Origin of the sequence: Cyanobium sp. Cruz-8D1 (assembly GCF_024345975.1) — a bacterium.
In the GTDB taxonomy this organism is placed as follows: domain Bacteria; phylum Cyanobacteriota; class Cyanobacteriia; order PCC-6307; family Cyanobiaceae; genus Cyanobium.
Map to the genome: position 1 here is coordinate 76,011 of NZ_JAGQCD010000009.1, position 19,290 is coordinate 95,300.

Genomic DNA, 19,290 nt, shown 5'->3' on the forward strand with positions numbered 1-19,290 from the left:
CCCGTCCCCGTGCTGACGGTCTTTCGCAGCAACCGGGCGGAGCTGCTGGCCAGGGTGCTGGCCACCCAGCTGCGCTTGCAGCCCCCCGATCCCTTCGAGCAGGTGCAGGTGGTGGTCAACACCTGGCCCACCAGCCGCTGGCTCGGGGAGCAACTGGCGGAGCACCTGGGCGGCATCGCCGCCAACCTGCGCTTTCCCTTCCCGGGCAGCCATCTGCGCCAGCTGGTGGAGCAGCTGCTGGCTCCAGCGGAAGGGTCAGCTGAAAGCAATGCCGATCCCTGGCGCGCCGACCAGCTGGTCTGGCCCCTGCTCGGTCTGCTGCCAGCCGTGGCCGCCGCAGGGGAGGGGGGGCCGCTGCGTCATTGGCTGGCCGAGAGAGGCGGCGGCGACCAACTGGAACTGGGCCACTGGCAGCTCGCTCGCGCCATCGCCGATGCCTTCGATGACTACGCCCTCTACAGACCCGAGCTGCTGGGCGCCTGGGGGGCCGGCAAGGCGATCGATGCCAGCGGCGGGCCCCTGCCGGAGAACCAGCGCTGGCAGCCCCTGCTCTATCGCTCCTTGCTGCAGGAGCTGGGCCACGAACCGTTCGGGCGCCGGGTGCAGGAGCTGATCGGGAAGCTGCGCCGCGGCGAGCTCTCCGAGGAGGCGCGCGGCACCCCCCTGCGCCTGTTCGGCCTCAGCAGCATGGCCCCGATCCAGGTGCAGCTGCTTCAGGCCCTGAGCCTGCATCGGCCGGTGGACCTCTACCTGCTCACCCCCTGCCGGGATCTCTGGCAACGCTGCGGCGAGCGTCGCCGCCAGCTCAGTGATGCCCTGGCCCTGTATCAGCCGTTCGAGGCCGCCTGGCTGCTGCAGGCCCCGGGCCTGGAGGCCCGCTTCGGCCGCCTGGGAGGGGAGTTCCAGCAGCTGCTGGAGGGCACTGGCGAGGCCCAGCTGGGGGAGGAGCAGGAGAAGGACCTCTTCTTCGCTGCGGCCAGCGGCGACGGCCCTGCCCCCTTGCTGGCCCAGCTGCAGGAGCAGCTGGCCGATGCCAGCCGGATTCCGGCCCTGGAGCTGGATCCCCAGGATCGCTCTCTGGAGTTCCATGCCTGCCCCGGCCGGCTGCGCCAGGTGCAGATCGTGCGCGACCGCCTGCTGCAACTGCTGGCAGCCGACCCCAGCCTCGAACCACGCGACATCCTGGTGATGACACCGGACATCAACGGCTTCGCCCCCTTGGTGGCCTCGGTCTTCGGCGATGGCGGCGCCACGGGGGTGGAACTCCCCTGGCGACTGACCGACCGCAGCCAGGACGAGGGGGCCGGTCTCGGCAGCACGTTGCTTCAGCTCCTGGAGCTGGCCGGCACCCGCCTCACCGCCTCCGGTCTGGAAACCCTGCTGGGTTGCGGCCCCCTGCTGGGCCGTTTCGACCTCGAGGCCAGGGAGGCGGCCCGCCTGGTCGAGGCGTTGCAGGAGGCGGGCTTCCGCTGGGGCCTCGACGGTGAGGAGAAGGACGGTGCGTGCCACAGCCTGGCCTGGGCCATCGACCGGCTGCTGCTCGGCCTGGTGCTGCCCGCCGGAGCGGGCCTGGCGCCGGGGGAGACGGCCCCCTGGGAGGGGGGCGTGCCCCTGGAGCTGACCGGCCGCTGGCTGCATCTGCTCGGCCGACTGCGCCACTGGCTGGGGGAGCTGCGCCGCGGCGGTGCTGTGACCATCTGGGTGGAACGGCTGCGGCGGCTGATCGACGACCTCTTCGGTGACGGGGGCGAGGCCGCCGGCGAACTGCCGGCCCTGATGGCAGCGATCGACGCCTGGCATACCGCCGCCGGCCACTGTCCGCTGGGCCTGGAAGCCCCGGTGGCGGCGGCCGTGCTGCGGGAGCTGCTTGGGGCCGACAGCGGCCGCTTCGGCCATCGCAGCGGCGCCCTGACGATCAGTGCCCTCGAACCGATGCGGGCCATCCCCTACCGGGTGATCGTGCTCATGGGGCTGGAGGCGGGCCTGTTTCCCCGGCCGGGCGACCGTCCCGCCTTCCACCTGATGGAGGGCCAGCGCCAGCTCGGCGACCCCCATCCCGCCGACCAGGACCGCTACGTGCTGATGGAGGCCCTGCTCTCCGCCCGGGACCACCTGCTGCTCAGCTGGAGCTGCCGCGACGACCGGACCGGCGCCGCCCTGCCCCCCTCCGGTCCTGTGGGCCATTGGCTGCAGTGGCTGGCCGGCCAGCTGGACCCCGAGGCCATGGGACGCCTGCAGGTGGAGCACGCGGCCAACCCCCTCGATCGGCGCAACTTCCTGCCCGCCGCAGGCCGGGAGCCCTCCAGCTGCGACCGCAGGCTGTTGCAAGCGGTGCGCCTCCTGAGAGGCAATCCACCGCCGCCAACAGCGCCATTGCTGGCGGGGCCGAGCCCGGAGGAAAGCACCACAGCCACCGACACTCTCACCGCCAGCGACGCTTTCAACGACCTGCGGCACTGGCTGGCGGCCCCCCAGGCGCACTGGCTCCAATCCCTGGGCCTGCGCCCCGGTGAATGGGAGAAGCGCATCGACGACCTCGAGGCCCTGTGCCTGGGGGAGCGGGAGCGTTCCACCCTGCTGCGGGGCAGGCTGCAGCGCAGCGACGGCGACCCCAGTGGCGGGGACCCAGGCACGGCTAACGACTGGCTCGCCTGGCACCGCGGGGAAGGTGTGCTGCCCCCCGGGGCCGCGGCTGATCTGGAAGCGGTCCTCCTGCAACGGCGCTGGTCGAGCCTGGCGGCGGCCCTCGAGCACCTCGGCCCGCCGCGGCAGGTCAGCCACCTTTGGGGCCCCTGGCAAGCCCCGGTCCCCTGGCGCGGCGAGACGGTCGTGCTGGTCCACACGGCCCAGGCCCGTGTCAGCCACCGGCTGGGGCTGTGGCTGCAGCTGTTGCTCGCGGCCGCCGCGGCCGGGGCCCCCTCGACAGCAGGCGGCCCGGCCCGGGGGGTTCTGATCGCCCGCGACGGCGACGTCTTCGCCCCGGCCCTGGAGCTCAAGGCGCCGACGCCCGAGGCGGCCCGCGACGAACTCCAACGGCTGGCCGGCCTGCAGCGCGACTGGCGCCGCCGTGGCTGGCCGGTGCCCCCGGAAACGGGCTGGAGCTTCGCGGTGGGCGAGCGCAAGCGACCGGGCCAGGGGCGGCTCAAGGCCGCCAGCACCTGGGAGGGTTCCGGTTTCCACAGCGGCGAGCGGGAACGGGCCGAGATGGAGGCCTGCTTCGGCGCCCGCCTACCGGCGGACGCCCTGCTGACGCCGGAGGTGCTGGACCTGGCCGACGCCCTGTTCTCCCCCCTGCTGGCGGCGGAGACAGAGCCATGACCGCCAGAGCCTCCGAGGCCACACCCCCCGAAAGCTTTGATCCCAATGCCGTCCGCCTCGACGACGGCGTGATGCTGCTGGAGGCCAGCGCCGGCACCGGCAAGACCTTCGCCCTGGCCCACCTGGTGCTGCGTCTCCTGGCGGAGCGACGGCTGGGGCTGCGGCAGCTGCTGGTGGTGACCTACACCAACGCCGCGGCGGCGGAACTGCGCGATCGCATCGGCCGTCGGATCCAGGAGGCCCTCACCGGCCTCCAGCCCCCCGCCGGCTGGCGGGCGCCCGACCCCGTGCTGGCGCAATGGCTGGAGCGCCAGCCGGGCGAGGCCGGGGCCCGCGGCACGGTGCAGGGCCTGCTGCTGCTGGCCCTCGAAGAGCTCGACGCCGCCGACATCACGACCATCCATGGCTTCTGTCAGCGCACGCTGCGGCGCCAGGCCATGGAGGCCGCCCGGCCGCCCGACCTGACGCTGGAGACCGACGCCGCTGAACTGGTCCGCCAGGTCGCCCACGACTACTGGCAGCAGCAGGTGCTGGCCCTTCCCCTGCATCTGGTGGAAGGGCTGGCGGCGAGCGCCGGCCTGGAGGACCTGGAGCGGCTGTTGCAGCTGCTCGATGGGGATCCCGGCCTGGTCCTCGCCCCCCTGCCGCAGGGCCTGAGCCTGGAACGGCCGCTGTTGGAGCAACTGGAGACGCTCTGGCACCAGCCGTGGAGGCGCTTCAAGCAGGCCTGGGCGGCCCAGGGGCAAGCCCTGGAGCAGGCCTTCAGGGACGCCGCCGGCGACTGGCGCGCCTCCGGCGCCAAAAGCATCACGCCGTATGCCGCCAAGCCCAAGACCGATCACTGCGGGCGGGTCGAGGCCTGGCTCGCCGGCCAGGACGACACCGGCAGCTACGCCGCGGTCTGTGCCGAAAAGGAGCTGGGGGAGTACTTCCACCCCCACCCGTTCTGCAAGGTGGCCAGAACGGTGGAAGGCCCGGAGCGGGAGATCCGGCTGCCCTGCCCCGACCTGCTGGAGGCGGTGGCCGCCCTGCGGGACGGACCGGCCGAGGCGTTGCTGCTGCACGGCTGCCACTGGGGACGGGCCGAGCTGGGCCGGCGTCGGGCGCGCAGCGGCAGCATCGGTTTCGCCCAGCTGCTCGAGGGGCTCGACCCCGGCCCGGACGCCACGGCCCCCACCCCTTTGCTGCGGGCGGTGGGGGAGCGCTACCGGGCCGCCCTGATCGACGAATTCCAGGACACCGACCCCGTCCAGTGGCGGATCCTGCGGCTGGCCTTCGCGGATGACGCCCATCTGCTGGTGATGGTGGGCGATCCGAAGCAGGCCATCTACCGCTTCCGTGGCGGCGACCTGGACACGTATCGGCGGGCACGACGCAGCGCCGCGCGGGTGCTCGCCCTTCAGGAGAACCGGCGCTCCAGCCCGGCGCTGATCGACAGTCTCAACAAGCTGATGGCCCCGGCGGGCCTGCCCCGCTCCCTCCTGCCGGTGCCGCCGGTGGAGGCCCGATCCCGGCGCCGCGGGCCCGACGGCCTGGCCCCGGTGCGCCTGCTCTGGCTGGGGGGCGAGCGGACGGCCGGGGAGCCCCTGCCGAGCAAGAGTGCGCTGGAGAGCCGGCTGCCCGACCTGGTGGCTGGCGCCGTTGCGGAGTTGCTGGAGCAGGCCCCCGCCCTGGTGGCGGGCGACGGCCAGCCCCCCCGCCGCCTTTGTGCCGGCGACATCGCCCTGCTGGTTCATAACCACCAGCAGGCGGAAGAGCAACGCAGCGCCCTGGAGCGGCGGGGCATCGCCAGCCGGTTGGTGAGCAAAGCCGATGTGTTCGCCAGCCCGGCGGCCACCGCCTTGCAGCGCCTGCTCGATGCCCTCGCCGATCCGGCCGATCCCAACCGCCTGCGGCTGCTGGCCGCCTCCCCCTTGCTTGGCTGGTCGGCCCGGCAGATCACCGCCGCCGAACCGGGCGACTGGAGCGAGCTGGCCGGACGGCTTCAGGGCCTGGCCCGGGATCTGCCCCATCAGGGACCGCTCGGGGTGCTCTCCCAGCTGCTGGACGGCGAAGGTCTGGCCCGACTGAGTGTCGGCGGCCGGTTGCTGGCGGATCTGCAGCAGGTGGCCGAACTGCTGCAGGAACGGCTGCATGGGGAGCGGCTGGCGCTGGTGGCCGCCGCCGATTGGCTGCGCCGCCTGCGGCTGGACCAGAGCCGGGCCACCGGAACCATCCCGGAATCCCACCAGGCCCACAGCGACAAGGTGGATGAGGCGGTGACTGTGATCACAGTGCACCGCAGCAAGGGCCTGGAGTTTCCCGTGGTGGTCTGCCCCTATCTCTGGGAAGCGGCCGGCACCGCTTCGGCGGGCCGGCATCGGCTGGGAATCCGCTGGCAGCCCCCCGGCAGTGCCGAGTCCCGCCTTGACCTGCATCGGCGTCCGGGCTGGGGCCAGGGATGGCAAGCACTCCGCCAACAGCGCCAGGCCGAACGGGCCGAGCGGGAGCGCCTGGCCTACGTGGCCGTCACCCGCGCCCAGCACCTGCTGGTGCTCGCCTGGGCGCCGGCGAAGGGGCAGCAGGCCAACCCCCTGTTCCCCTGGCTGTTCCCCGGCGAGCCCCTGCCCGATCCCGATGACGAGGCCTCCCTCGCGGCTCGGGGCGACGGGGACTGGCAGGCGCTTCTGCTGGCGGAAATCGACCGGCGGGCCCTGGGCGTCGATCTGCAGCCGCCGCCCGGAGATCGCCCAGCCCGTCGGAGCCGTGCGCAGCCCCCGGAGGCGATCGCCGCGCTTCGCTGCGGCCCTGTTCCCCTGCGCCACCTGGACACCAATTGGGGCCGCAGCAGTTACACCGCCTGGACCCGTGCCGCCCATGGCGCCCCGCCGTCGGTGGCGGCCCTCGACGAAGGCCGGGACACCAGCGATCCCAGCCCCAGCGACGAGGCAGCGGAGGCTGGGGCCGACCAGTGGCCCGAGCAGGGCCCCCTGGCCGGCTTCGCCCGCGGTGCGGCCGCCGGCGACTGCCTGCACCGGATGCTGGAGCAACTGGACTACCGCCGTCCCATCGACGCGGCGGCCAACCGCGAGCTGGTGGAGCGGGAGCTGCGAAGAGCCGGTCTTGGGGCGGAGCCCCTGGAACCGCTGCTGCAGGGACTGGAGCTGGTGCGCCTCACCCCCTTCGGCACCGAGCTGGGGTGCCTGCGGGTGGCCGACCTGGGACCGGAGCGCCGGCTGAACGAGATGAACTTCGATCTCACCCTCGGCTTCGCCAGGGCCGCGGGCCTGGCGTCGGCCTTCGCCGACCACCCCGGCGGCGCCTTCGGGGCCGCCTATGCCGCCACCGTGGCCAGCCTGCCGGTGGCCAGCCGCGGCTTCCTCACCGGTTCGATCGATCTGATCTTCACAGCCACCGGGGCCGACGGACAGGAGCGCTGGTGGGTGGCCGACTGGAAGAGCAACTGGCTGGGACGGCGGGACAGCGAAGGCCGGCCTCTGGCCTGCGGTCCGCGCCACTACGGCCAGGAGGCGATGGCCGCCCTGATGGCCCACAGCCACTACCCCCTCCAGGCCCACCTCTATCTGGTGGCCCTGCACCGCTACCTGGGCTGGCGCCTGCCGGGCTATGCCCCGGAGCGCCATCTGGGGGGCTACGCCTACGTCTTCCTGCGCGGCGCCCCCGGGGAAACGGGGGCGCAGGCCCTGCCCGGGGCTGTGCCGGGCCTGTTCGTGGAACGACCGCCCCTGGCCAGGGTCCTCGCCCTCGATAGGGCTTTGGGCGGCCACGCCGCGGAAGGCTTCGAGGAGGGGTCGCCATGAAGGACCCCATCCAGACCCCCCTGCCCTGGGTGGCGGCCCTTGGCCCCAGCCTGGCCGAAGCCCTGCCGCGTCTTTACGGCACTCCCTGCGATCCCTTGATCAGCGAGGTGATCAACGCCCTCACCGCAGCCCTGGGGCGGGGGGAACTGGAGCTGGAGCTGAACGGGCCGCCACCGGCCGAGGTGAGCGAAGCGTTCTGGCCCGAAGAGCACCGCAGCGCCTTGGCCAACAGTCCCCTCTGCGGGGATCCGGACGGCCCCCTGGCCCTGGAGGACGGGCGGTTGCAGTGGCGTCGCTGGCAGCGGCAGCGGCAGGCGGTGATCGACGCCCTGGTCGGCCGTGCGGGAACCCTGGAGCGGCCGGCTTCGGCTGCGGTGCCTGGGGTCCGTGACCTCCCCGAATTCGCCGACCTCGATGGGCGCCAGCGGCAGGCGGTGGCCGCGGTGCTGAGCCACGGGCTGGTGCTGCTGGAGGGAGGCCCCGGCACCGGCAAGACCAGCACGGTGGCCGCCATGATCGCGGCGCTCCGGGCCCAAGAGCCCGGGGGCCGCCTCCATCTGGCGGCACCTACCGGCAAGGCGGCGGGCCGCCTGCGGGCCGCCACCGGGGGCACTCTCCCCTGCACGACCCTGCATCGGCTGCTGGAGAGCCGCGGCGACCGTTTTGGTCGCCACCGCGGCCGCCCCCTCGCGCTCGACCTGCTGGTGGTGGATGAGGTGTCGATGCTGGACTTGGGACTGATGGCCGCCCTGCTGGAGGCCCTGCCCGCCACCTGCCGACTGGTGCTGGTGGGCGACCCGGCCCAGCTGCCCCCGATCGCGCCGGGGGCCGTGCTCCTGGAGCTGCAACGGCCCGACCGCCGTCATCAGCTCGGGGCCGCCGCCATCACCCTGACCACCAGTTACCGCAACGCCGGCGCCATTGCCGCGATGGCCAGCACCCTGCGCCAGGGTCTGGCCACCAGCCCCAGTTCCACCGACCCACTCACCGCCATCCGGCCGCTGCTGCAGGCCCTGAAGGCCACCGACAACCTGCGCTGGCGTCCCTGCTCCCCTCGGACCCTGCCAGCGGAGCTTCTGGAGCGGTTGCTTCGTCACCAGGCCTCCCTGGCACGGCTGGCGGGACGGTGCCGGCCGGGCGAAGCCCAGGGATGCGGGGAGTTGCTCGAAGAGCGTGACCGGCTGCTGGTGATGGCCCCCCAGCGCCAGGGGCGCTGGGGACTGGAAGCGATCCACCGGACCCTGCTGGGGGGACAACTGGACGGCGATCTGCAGGATCTACCGGTGGGCACCCCCGTGCTCTGCCGCCGCAACCTGCCGGAACTGGACCTGGCCAACGGGGATGTGGGGCTGCTCGTCGGCGGGCCGGGGCCGTCGGCACGGCTGCTGTTCGGCGACGGGAACGGGGAGGCGATCTGGATCCATCCCGGCCAGCTGGCTGGCGCGGCCGAGCCAGCCCTGGCCCTGACGGTGCACAAGGCCCAGGGCAGCGAAGCCGAGGAAGTGATCGTGTTGCTGCCCAGCGGCGGGTCCAGGGATAGCCGCCTGCTCTATACCGCCCTGACCCGGGCCCGGCAGGCGGCCCTGCTGCTCACCGATGGGGACAACGAACCAAGAGCCGGGACTACGGCTTAAACGTTCTTCATGCATCGCCATACGGGGTGATATGTCTACGAAAAGTGAACCGTTCGAGGCGAGCCTCGACCCCCGATCCATACTTCGTCCATCGGCGCGGTACCCCCGGGCCGGTCGCACCGGAGCCCCTGCTCCAATAGTCTCCACCGCTGGGATCTCTCCCCTTCAGGGAGCCCTCCATTCCTCCTTGAGGAATGCCCTCTTGCATCGTCACGAAGGATCGGACCGGCTCCCCCGGACACGCTCCCTCAGGTGCCCCGAGGTCGACAGGGACAACCCTTTGGATACCCTGGCCCCAGGTGGTTCCGGTCAGTCTTTCTTGCCAACCGACTACTCCCCACCCATCGGCGGCCGTTGACAGCGTCCAGCACCGAACGCGTCCACCGCCCTTGGGGATGGTTTGAAACCCTGGCGACAGGCCCCGGCTATCTCGTCAAGCGGATCCTGATCACGCCCGATCAGCGCCTCAGTCTTCAGCGCCACCACCACCGCAGCGAGCACTGGGTGGTGGTGGCTGGGGCGGGTGTGATCGAGTGCGATGGCGCCTGCATCGCCGCCGTTCCCGGCGCCACCCTGTTCGTACCCTGCGGTGGCGTCCACCGGGCGGCGGCGACAGCTTCCGACCTGGAAATCATTGAGGTGCAACGGGGGACGGAGCTGCGCGAGGACGACATCGAGCGTTTCAGCGACGATTACGGCAGAGTGGTAAAGTCTCATTTCAACCTTTGAGCAAGGGCAAGGCAGCCCGGGTGCAGAGCACCCATTTCCCACGGTCCACTGCCGGCCTGCGTTGAAGGATTCACCAGGCTTCAGCAACCCGTGACCCAGATCATTGACGGCAGCACCCTCACCGGTGCCGCCGATTCTCAGGCGGCTACTGAGCAGCCTTGCGACGACATTGTTCTCTCGCCCATCCTCGCTTCCCAGGACGACGACAGCAACACCGACACCACCGAAACTGTTGTGTCCGCTGAGCCGGTAGCGGACCTTGGGGACGCCGTTCCCGCGCCGGAAATCGCTCTCCCCGTCAGCGCCTTCGCCGCTTTCGGCCTGCGCCGAGAACTGCTCGACGGCCTGGCGGCCATTGGCTTTGAGGAACCTTCCCCGATTCAGAAAGCCGCCATTCCCGAGCTGATGCTCGGCCGCGATCTTGTGGGCCAGGCCCAGACCGGCACCGGCAAGACGGCCGCCTTCGGCTTACCCCTGCTGGAGCGCCTCGATGCCGGCCAGCGCACCCCCCAGGTGCTGGTGCTCACCCCCACCCGCGAACTGGCGATGCAGGTGGCAGAGGCTTTCAACAGCTATGCGGCCTGCATGAAGGGCGTGAAGGTGCTGCCGATCTATGGCGGCGCCGACTTCCGCGACCAGATCCAGCACCTGCGCCGGGGCGTGCAGATCGTGGTCGGCACCCCTGGCCGGGTGATGGATCACATGCGTCAGGGCACCCTCGACCTCTCCGGCTTACGCAGCCTGGTGCTGGACGAGGCCGATGAGATGCTCCGCATGGGCTTCATCGACGACGTCAAGTGGGTGCTGGAGCAGCTTCCCGCCGAGCGTCAGGTGGTGCTGTTCTCCGCCACGATGCCCTCAGAGATCCGTCGCATCTCTCAGAACTATCTCAAAGACCCGGCCGAGGTCACCATTCGTCAGAAGGCCGCCGATGGCCGCCGCATCCGCCAGCGACATCTGGTGGTGAACGGCCCCCAGAAACTCGAGGCGCTCGAACGGGTGCTGGAGGCCGAGGGCAGTGAAGGGGTGATCATCTTCGCCCGCACCAAGGCCATCACCCTCACGGTGGCCGAGTCGCTCGAGCAACACGGCTACGACGTGGCGGTGCTCAACGGCGATGTGCCCCAGAGCCAACGGGAGCGCACCATCGAGCGTCTGCGGGACGGCCGCGTCAACGTGCTGGTGGCCACCGACGTGGCCGCTCGTGGCCTCGACGTCGACCGCATCGGCCTGGTCATCAATTACGACATCCCCTTTGATGGCGAGGCCTACGTGCACCGCATCGGCCGAACCGGTCGGGCCGGCCGCAATGGTGAGGCGATCCTTTTCCTGACGCCGCGGGAACGTCGCTTCCTCGGGGGTATGGAGCGCGCCGTGAATCAGCCGATCGAAGCGATGGAGGTGCCCGGTAACGCCAGCATCAATCAGCACCGCCTCGACCGCCTGCGCCAGAAGCTCACCACGGCCCTGCAGCAGCCGGTCTGCAGTCCGGAGGAAAGGGCCCTGCTGGGCGAGATCCTGCAACGGGTGGCCCAGGAGCAGTCCTGCAGCCCCGACCAGCTGGCCCTGGCCGCCCTGGAGCTGGGGCTGGGCGGCAAGCCCCTGCTGCTCCAGGGAGAGGAGCGCTGGGGTCAATCCCGTCCCGGTGCCCCCACCAGGGAGCGTGACCGCGACCGTGGCGACAGGGAGCGGGGCGGCGAACGCCGTCCGTTCAACGACCGCAACCAGGAGCGCAACGACGACGGCCCCGAGGACAACATGGAGCGGTTCCGCATCGAAGTGGGCTGGCGCGATCGGGTCAAGCCCGGGAACATTGTGGGCGCCATCGCCAATGAATCCGGTCTCGCCGGTCGTTCGATCGGAAAGATCCGCATCTTCGATGCCCACAGCACCGTCGACCTGCCCAAGGGCATGCCTGAAGACGTCTTCGCGGACCTTCGTCGCCTGCGGGTGATGAACAAGGAACTTCAGATTTCCCGACTGGGCTCCTGATTCCCCTCGCCGGCGTTCACCACGCCGACCTCCCATGCCTTCCCAGCAGCGGCCCCGATGGCGATCTCCGCGCGTCCTGCCTGGCCTTGGCTGGCTGCGGTTCAGCCTGCTGGCCCTGACAGCTCTCGGGCCGGTGGGGGGGCCTGTGGAGGCGGCCTCCGGCCCCATCCTTGAGGTGGTGCGCTCTTTCTGCCTCTCCGCCTTCGAGACGGAACTGGCCCAGTCCGGCAAGAAGGCTCCCGATGGGATGGCCCACTACGCCTGCAGCTGCGTGGCCGATCGCATCACCAGCGGCAGCAGCATCGCCTCCGCCCGCAGCAGCTGCAGGGACGCCACCTCGAAGCGCTACCCGATCTGATCGTGGCCTTCACTTCAGGCACACAACCGGGTGACCTCCTCGCTGGCCATCGCCTGGAGATCACTGACCGTGAGCTGCTCCACGGCGGCAATCAGGGACATCTGGACCTCGTGACTTTCATTGGCCACAAGGACCTGGAGCAGGTCGAAGAGATCCTGGGTTCCGAGCTCGCCATCCTCACACCAGGTGAGGCTCCAGGGGACGGGGGCGGTTTTCATGGGATCAACTGGATCAGGGTTTGCTGACAATGGAGCGTCCAGACCAGGGGCCGGAAAAACCTTCGGAATTACTTCGCTTCCGCTTCAAACTTCTCCATAGAGCCTCGGCCACGGTTGTAAGCTGCCAGGAATTCCACGACGTTCTGGCTCCCTTCGGCACGCAACGCCGGCTCAGGCCCAACAGAACCGTTCCCTCCCCAGGATCCGTTCTGAGCTCCATGCCGACCGCCTGCTTCCCATGGGATTCCCGACACCGGAGGAATCCGTTCCAGCTTTTTCATTGAATGACCATCTACGTCGGCAACCTCTCGTTCCAGGCTGAACGCGAGGACCTTCTCGACCTCTTCGGCCAGTACGGCGAGGTCCGTCAATGCAGCCTTCCCCTCGACCGGGAAACGGGCCGCAAGCGTGGCTTCGCCTTCATCGAATTGGCCGACGATGCCTCCGAGCAGAAGGCCATCGACGACCTACAGGACGTCGAATGGATGGGCCGCATGATCCGGGTCAACAAGGCCACACCCCGTGAAGGCGGTGGTAGCGGCGGTGGCGGTGGTCGCCCCGGCGGTGGCGGCGGCCGCTCCGGTGGTGGTGGCGGCTACGGGGGTGGTGGCAGTGGTGGCGGCTACGGGGGTGGTGGCAGTGGTGGCGGCTACGGGGGTGGTGCCAGTGGTGGCGGCTACGGGGGTGGTGGCGGAGGCGGCAATCGCTGGTGACGCCCGCGGCCCCCATGGCCGTTGATCGCATCGGGGCGCCAACCACCCCAACACCCGGCCTTGGGCGTCTGCTAGCAAGCCTGCGGCCCCACCGCCGGCTTGTTCGACTCGCAGCCGCCTGTTCGGTCCTCAACAAACTCTTCGACCTCGCCCCGCCTGTCCTCATCGGCCTAGCGGTCGATGTGGTGGTCCAACAGCGCACCTCTTGGCTGGCCGGACTCGGCTTCAGCACCGTTCCCGGTCAGCTTGGGGTGCTGGCGGTGCTCTCGTTCCTGGTCTGGAGCGCCGAATCCCTTTTCGAGTACCTCTACGCCCTGCTGTGGCGGCGCCTGGCCCAGACCGTGCAGCACGAGCTGCGCATCGAGGCCTACGACCACCTCCAGCACCTGGAGATGAACTTTTTTGAGGCCGGCAGCAGCGGGCGTCTGCTCACGGTTCTCAACGACGACATCAACCAGCTGGAGCGCTTCCTCGACCAGGGAGCCAACGAGATCCTGCAACTGGTCACCACCGTTCTGGCGGTGGGCGGCACCATGCTCGTACTGTCCCCCACAGTCGCGGGTGTCTCCTTCCTGCCGATTCCGGTGATCCTGTGGGGATCCCTGCGTTTTCAGCGGCGCCTGGCCCCCCGCTACCGGGAGGTACGCGAGCGGGCCGGTGACCTGGCCAGCCTGCTGAGCAACAACCTCGGCGGCATGCTGACCATCAAGAGCTATGCGGCGGAGGACTGGGAGAAGCAACGGCTGGTCACCCAGAGCCAGGCCTACCGCGCCAGCAACGGCCAGGCGATCCGCCTGTCAGCCGCTTTCATCCCCCTGATCCGATTCGCGATCCTGTTCGCCTTCCTGGCGATCCTGGTGATCGGCGGCCTGCAGGCCTGGAGTGGTGCCATCGCCATCGGCACCTACAGCTTTTTGGTCTTCATCACCCAGCGCCTGCTCTGGCCGCTCACCACCCTGGGCCGCACCCTGGACGACTACCAACGCGCCATGGCCTCCACCCATCGGGTGATGGACCTGCTGGACACCCCCATCGCCATCCCCAGTGGCGACCGGCCGCTGCCCTTCGCCGCCGTCCGCGGTCAGCTCCGCTTCGAGGCGGTCGACTTCGCCTACGCCGGCCGCGACAGGCTTCTGGAAGGCTTTGATCTGGAGGTGCCCGCCGGTGCCACCCTCGGGATCGTCGGGGCCACCGGCTCCGGCAAGAGCACCATCGTCAAGCTGCTGCTACGGCTCTATGCGATCCAGGCGGGCCGGATTCTTCTTGACGGCGTGGCGATTGAGGAGCTGACCTTGCAGGACCTGCGCCGGGCCATCGGCCTGGTCAGCCAGGAAGTGTTTCTCTTCCATGGCACCGTGGCCGAGAACATCGCCTACGGCAGCTTCGAGGCCAGCCGCGGGGCCATCGAAAGGGCCGCCAGCCTGGCCGAGGCGACCACGTTCATCCATGAGCTGCCCCAGGGTTACGACACCGTGGTAGGCGAGCGGGGCCTGCGCCTGTCCGGAGGCCAGCGGCAGCGCATCGCCCTCGCCCGGGCGATCCTCAAGGACCCACCGGTGCTGGTGCTGGATGAGGCCACCGCCGCCGTCGACAACGAAACGGAGGCGGCGATCCAGCGCTCCCTCGACAGGATCACCGCGTCACGCACCACCCTGGTGATCGCGCACCGACTGAGCACGGTGCGCCACGCCGACCGGATCGTGGTGATGGAACGCGGTCGCATCGTCGAGAGCGGCGGGCACGACGATCTGCTCGCCAGGAACGGGGCCTATGCCGTGCTCTGGCGCGTACAGACCGGACTGAGGCCGGAGGAAGCCCTGCGCTGAGTCCGGGGGCTTAGTTTGGATTGAATGAAAATGTCCCAGCCCAGGTCGGCACGTCGGCGTGCCCCCATTTTCTTCGCCATGGCCTGTGGCCTTGGAGCGGGCCTGTTGCTGGCAGGGCCCCTGGCCCAACTGATCTCAGCACGATCCAGCGCCGAGGGCAGCGCGGCGCTCACCAATCCCTTCGCCGCCTGGAGCGGCGGCATGGGCCGCCAGGATGTACTGATTCTGGGCACCGACGTGGGCGGTGGCAACACCGATGTGATCGCCACCCTGCGCATCGATGGCAACCGCACAAGCATCACCCAGATCCCGCGCGACACCTACATCGAGGCCGAAAGTTTCGGCCCGGTCAAGATCAACGCCCTCTACAACTTAGGCGGCATCGAAGCGGTGAAGCGGGAGATTTCTCAACGTCTCGGCCGTCCCATTCAGCACCATCTGGTCGTCAATCTCTCCTCCATCCGCCAGATGGCCGACGTGCTGGGCGGCATCGAGGTGGATGTCCCCAATCGCATGCTCTACGAAGACCGAAGCCAGGGGCTCTCGATTGATCTGCAGCCTGGGATGCAGACCCTGCGGGGCAAGGATCTGGAGGGCTTTCTGCGCTTCCGCCATGACGAAACCGGCGATCTCGGCCGCATGGACCGCCAGCAGCTGGCCCTGAAGTCCCTGTTCCGCAAGCTCACCCGGCCGGAATACCTGGTGCGGCTGCCGGCGCTGATGATGGCTGCCCGCAAGGACATCAAAACGGACCTCGGACCAATGGAGCTCGGTGGCCTGATCACGGCCATGGGGAGCACCCAGCTCGACACCCAGCGGCTGGATGGCCGGCCCTTCTATAAGGATGGCATCAGCTACTGGGACGCCGTCTGGCCGACCCCGGAGGGGGATCCACTGGAAGCCGAGGGCGACGGCCAAGTCAACGCTACGAACGGTCGCCACCGCTTCCTTTTTTGAGATCTTCGGGCTGAGGAAGAGCGGCCTCACCACTGTCGACGCTATGGCCGTTGCGGTCGGAAAGGGTGATCAAAGCCAGGCCGAGGGCCATCAGGACCGGCACCGGACTGGAGACGGCCACCGTGATGCCGAGGGCGGCGGTGAACCAGATCGAGGCGGCGCTGCTCAGACCACGCACCTCCGGGATGCCGTGCTTCGAGCGGACCGGAGGCACCAGGATTTCGCCGGCTCCCAGAAACCCGACGCCTGTCGCCACCCCCTGGATCACCCGGCTGCGGGCCTGGGGGTCGGAACCAGCCGCCAGAACCATCAGACAGGCACTCATTCCCACCAGCACATGCACCCGCAGCCGGTTGGGATGGGCCCGGCTGCCGTGATGCGCCCGATTGATCCCCACGGCCAGTCCGCACAGCACCGCCATGCCAAGCCGCAGCAGGACTTCCAGATCCGGGCTCAGCGAGAGGACCATGGCGGCCCGTTCCAACACAAGGGAGTGTCAACCCTCGCGCATCGGCGTACAGCCCTGGCGTAACGGCAAACAGCCCGGGACCATGAAGCTCCAAAGGCTCCTGCCTGCCACGCGCTTCGAGGTCCGTGCGATCCGCCTTGCTTTGCAACAGCCTGCGGCTTGGGGTGGCCGCCTTCGTCACCGCCGCGCTGTCGCTCTGGTTCGAGCGCATCGCCTACGTGTGGTAACCGATGCTGGCCGTGATCACGGTCATGGAAGACGGTGATGGCCTCGGTCTTCAGACCGCCCGGGTGAGGGTGTTTGGCACCATCACCGGTGGCCTGGTCACCTTTCTGGTTCACACCGTGCTGGCCGGCTGGCAGGGGGTGCTGGTGTCGCTGCTGCTGATGCTGCCGCTGCTGCGCTGGCTGGGCTGGCAGTCGGAGGCCGGGACAGCGACGCTGGTCAGCCTGATGTTCCTGATGATTCCGAGCCACGTGGCCCTGAACTGGGACTACGTGTTCAACCGCACGCTGGACACGTCCGTCGGCTGCGTGATTCCGATTCTGGTGGGCCTGCGCGACGGCTACATCGCCCAGAGGCAACCTCAGTGGGACTGGCTCAAGGGCCGGGGGGAGCGGCCCCTGCCCCTGCCCCCGGCCCAACTCAGCCACGACCTGGTGGCCATGGAACAGCTGGTGGCCCAGGAGAACCGTGGTCCCCATGGCCGGCGGATGCAGGGACGGCGCTGGGCCCAGCGGCTGCAGCTCTGGGGAGCTGTCCAGCACCACTGGGTGCAGTGGGAGCGGCTGCTGGCTGGCCTTCCAGACCGCCTCCGCCCAGGGGCGGACCACGGCGCCGATGGCGGTAACGATCCGCTGGCGGGGGGCATGGCTCCCATGGGGGCCGTGGCTATGGCAGGCCCTGGCCCCGGTGGCCTACGGCTTCTACGCCCCCTTGGCGGTGCTGGTGGTCTGCACCGGCACCTACGGGGGCTCCATCGGCCTGGGGCGCCAGTGGCTGCTGGGGTCGGTCGCGGGAGCCGTGGTGCTGGTCGTGTCGTACACCGGCCTCAGCCACCTGCCCCTGCCACTGGGTCTGAGCCTGGCCCTCGTCGCCATGCGGTTGCTGGGGGCGGCCCTTGGGCTGGAAGTGGGCTACAAGGTGGGCAGCAACATCATCGTGATGGGCTGGTTGTTCCACGATGGCGAGCTGGGAATCTGGGTCCCGGTGCGGCTGTTCTGGACCGTGGCAGGCATCTTGGTGGCCCTGGTGTCTCTGCGGCGGTTCCTGGCCGACCTCGGCGCCGACCTCGTCAGCCAAGCCGACCGCATCGAAGCCCCCGCCGCCCCCCTTCCCCCGGGCGCCATGGCGGCCGGCCAGCGGCTGGACCTGCAGATGGCACAAGGCTTGCGCCGTCAGCTGGTGGCGCTGCGCGAGGCCATGCCGGCGGTGGCCGACGAGCTGGGTAACAACCCCACCAGCCCCGCCACATTTCGCCTCTTCCAGCTCCTGAATGGGACCAGCTCGCAACTGGTCGGCGGCGTCGACGGGCTGCGGCATCTGGAGCACACGCCATCGGATCGCGGCCCGCTGGAGGGGGGCCATGGCGCCCAGGCGGAACTGCTTCGGGCGGTGGCCGCCCGCCTGGAGCAATGGAACCATGGCCTGGAAGTGCCCCACCGGCACCGGCCAGCCCCACCGAGCACGCACCTTGAACCGCCACCTCTTTGGGAGAGCCTGGAACGTTGTCTGCACGATCCGGACCTCGATGGCTTCGAACTGCTTCTTTTGCAGCGCAATGCCAGCCGGCTGAGGCTCTGCGGCCAGGCCCTGCACAGCATCGAGCAGGCAGAGCAAAGCTGGCGGGCCCTGGGGGAGGCCCGCGGCTGAACCATGGGTGGACCGCGCCGCTCTCCGCCGAAGACCCCCAGGCTCTGGTCGCCACTGGCGCTGCCGCTGCTGCTGCTGACCAGCGCCGTACCCGGCGCGGCCGAGCCGATCGAACCTGAGGGAAGCCCGCCGCCAGCGGCGGTGCCCTTGCTCAGGCTCGAGCCAGGCTGGGGCCGCCTCCAGCAGACGCTGGGTCTGCCTGCCTGGGTCGATCTGGATCTGGGGGTCCTGGCCGAACCGATGGCCAACCCAGCCGGTGGCCTGGTCCGCGAAGCGAGCTGGATCCAGCAGACGACCCTGGCGCTGACCTTGCGGCTCCCCACGGACCCGGACCGCTGGGCCATGCAGGTCACCATCGCCAGCTTCAATGGCGACCCCCGCTATGCCCAGAGGTTGGGGGCGGTGCTGCCGTTGCAGGAGGTGGCCAATCCGGTGGGGCTCTGGCTCACCCGCGCCAGCCTCCAGCACCGATCCGCCGACGACCGCTGGAGCCTGGAGGCGGGGTTGGTGGGAATGAGCCCCGATCTGTTCAGCACGCCGATCGAGGACTTTTACGTGCATGACGCCCTCAACGGGGCGCCGGTGCTGTTCTCGATCCCCAACTTTCCCGTCTTTCCCGTCGCCGCATCGGGCGCCCTGCTGGTGCTGCGGCCAACATCGGCCAGCACCCTGCGGCTGGCCAGTTTCAACCTGGCCGCGACCAACACGGTGGCAGGGCTCCTGGGGACATCCAGCGGCCTTCCCCCCGGACGGGGCTGGACCCATCAGCTGCAGTGGAGCTATGCCGCCCCCTGGCTGAACCGCCACCTGACGGCCCCGATCGCCGCCTGCCACCAAGGTGCCGGCCTCAGGGCCCGACATGGGACCTGTCCCCGACCGGTGCAGGTGGAGCGCCAACTACCCGGAGGCCTGCTGCAAGTGGCGGCCTATGCCGGCACCGGACCGAACCGGGGGCTGTACGGCAGCGCCACCGTGCCGATTCACCTGCCCTGGGGCCTCGACCACAGGCTCTGGGCCGCCGCCGCCGCAGGGTTCGACCCCGCCACCAATCCGACGCCCAGCTACATCGGGGGCGGTCTGGTGAGTCAGGGGGTCCTGCCTGGCCGGCCCTTCGACCTGCTGATGCTCGGAGTAGCCCGCCCGGGCTTCAGCCCGACCATCAGTCCCGGCCTCAGCCATGAAGGTGTGGTGGAACTCGGCTACCAGCTGCGGATCAACCAGTCCTTCAACCTGCAGCCCAGCCTGCAGTGGATCGTCAACCCTGGCGGAGCCGGCCGGGTGCCCGGAGTGTTCGCGGTGGGGTTGCAGCTGGGTTTGAGCTTTTAAGAGTCGGGGTGGCCGGTGTCGAGCAAACTGGGCGCCGGATGGGGGGGACGGCGAGCCATGGGGGGCAGCGGAACGGGT

At 69.9% G+C, this 19,290-nt stretch carries 13 protein-coding genes and 1 pseudogene; 12 read left to right on the forward strand and 2 right to left on the reverse strand.

Annotated features, from left to right (window positions below; translation table 11 throughout):
* Positions 1-9: 9 nt before the first annotated feature.
* From KBZ33_RS07885 to KBZ33_RS07910, 6 genes are all read left to right on the forward strand, one after another.
* A complete protein-coding gene (locus KBZ33_RS07885) occupies positions 10-3,318 on the forward strand; it encodes an exodeoxyribonuclease V subunit gamma (protein WP_254952008.1) in 3,309 nt (1,102 codons plus the stop codon).
* On the forward strand, positions 3,315-7,118 hold the full coding sequence (locus tag KBZ33_RS07890; RefSeq protein ID WP_254952010.1) for a UvrD-helicase domain-containing protein: 3,804 nt from the start codon (positions 3,315-3,317) through the stop codon (positions 7,116-7,118). The genes KBZ33_RS07885 and KBZ33_RS07890 overlap by 4 nt, the downstream gene beginning before the upstream one ends.
* Complete coding sequence (locus KBZ33_RS07895) at positions 7,115-8,752, forward strand: ATP-dependent RecD-like DNA helicase (protein WP_254952011.1); 1,638 nt, start codon at positions 7,115-7,117, stop codon at positions 8,750-8,752. The genes KBZ33_RS07890 and KBZ33_RS07895 overlap by 4 nt, the downstream gene beginning before the upstream one ends.
* 354 nt (positions 8,753-9,106) lie before the next feature.
* Entirely contained in the window at positions 9,107-9,481 is a 375-nt protein-coding gene (locus tag KBZ33_RS07900) for a phosphomannose isomerase type II C-terminal cupin domain (protein WP_254952012.1), read from the forward strand.
* 90 nt (positions 9,482-9,571) lie between these two features.
* Positions 9,572-11,473, forward strand: a complete 1,902-nt coding sequence (locus tag KBZ33_RS07905; RefSeq protein WP_254952014.1) for a DEAD/DEAH box helicase — start codon at positions 9,572-9,574, stop codon at positions 11,471-11,473.
* Between the two features lie 34 nt (positions 11,474-11,507).
* Entirely contained in the window at positions 11,508-11,831 is a 324-nt protein-coding gene (locus tag KBZ33_RS07910; protein ID WP_254952015.1) for a hypothetical protein, read from the forward strand.
* Between the two features lie 14 nt (positions 11,832-11,845).
* Here KBZ33_RS07910 and KBZ33_RS07915 read toward each other — a convergent pair whose 3' ends face one another.
* Positions 11,846-12,049: a hypothetical protein gene (locus KBZ33_RS07915; RefSeq protein WP_254952016.1), complete on the reverse strand. Its 204-nt coding sequence runs from the start codon at positions 12,047-12,049 to the stop codon at positions 11,846-11,848.
* A gap of 284 nt (positions 12,050-12,333) precedes the next feature.
* On the opposite strand from KBZ33_RS07915, the gene KBZ33_RS07920 reads away from it, so the two are divergent.
* The 3 genes from KBZ33_RS07920 (at position 12,334) to KBZ33_RS07930 (ending at position 15,545) form a co-directional block, all read left to right on the forward strand.
* Positions 12,334-12,762: an RNA-binding protein gene (locus KBZ33_RS07920; RefSeq protein ID WP_254952017.1), complete on the forward strand. Its 429-nt coding sequence runs from the start codon at positions 12,334-12,336 to the stop codon at positions 12,760-12,762.
* A gap of 14 nt (positions 12,763-12,776) precedes the next feature.
* Positions 12,777-14,588: an ABC transporter ATP-binding protein gene (locus KBZ33_RS07925; protein ID WP_254952019.1), complete on the forward strand. Its 1,812-nt coding sequence runs from the start codon at positions 12,777-12,779 to the stop codon at positions 14,586-14,588.
* 78 nt (positions 14,589-14,666) lie between these two features.
* Positions 14,667-15,545 carry an LCP family protein gene (locus KBZ33_RS07930; RefSeq protein WP_254952020.1) on the forward strand — a complete coding sequence of 293 codons (879 nt, stop codon included), beginning with the start codon at positions 14,667-14,669 and terminating at the stop codon, positions 15,543-15,545.
* Here KBZ33_RS07930 and KBZ33_RS07935 read toward each other — a convergent pair.
* Positions 15,514-16,014, reverse strand: coding sequence for an MgtC/SapB family protein (locus KBZ33_RS07935; protein WP_254952022.1), 501 nt, complete (start codon positions 16,012-16,014; stop codon positions 15,514-15,516). The two genes, KBZ33_RS07930 and KBZ33_RS07935, sit on opposite strands and share 32 nt — an antisense overlap.
* Positions 16,015-16,244: 230 nt before the next feature.
* Here KBZ33_RS07935 and KBZ33_RS21805 point away from each other — a divergent pair.
* From KBZ33_RS21805 to KBZ33_RS07945, 3 genes and pseudogenes are all read left to right on the forward strand, one after another.
* Positions 16,245-16,553, forward strand: a pseudogene (locus KBZ33_RS21805) (FUSC family protein); the annotation flags it as partial.
* Positions 16,554-16,854: 301 nt separating this feature from the next.
* Positions 16,855-17,886 carry an FUSC family protein gene (locus tag KBZ33_RS07940; protein ID WP_254952024.1) on the forward strand — a complete coding sequence of 344 codons (1,032 nt, stop codon included), beginning with the start codon at positions 16,855-16,857 and terminating at the stop codon, positions 17,884-17,886.
* A 3-nt stretch (positions 17,887-17,889) separates the two neighbouring features.
* Complete coding sequence (locus KBZ33_RS07945) at positions 17,890-19,212, forward strand: carbohydrate porin (RefSeq protein WP_254952026.1); 1,323 nt, start codon at positions 17,890-17,892, stop codon at positions 19,210-19,212.
* Positions 19,213-19,290: the final 78 nt, after the last annotated feature.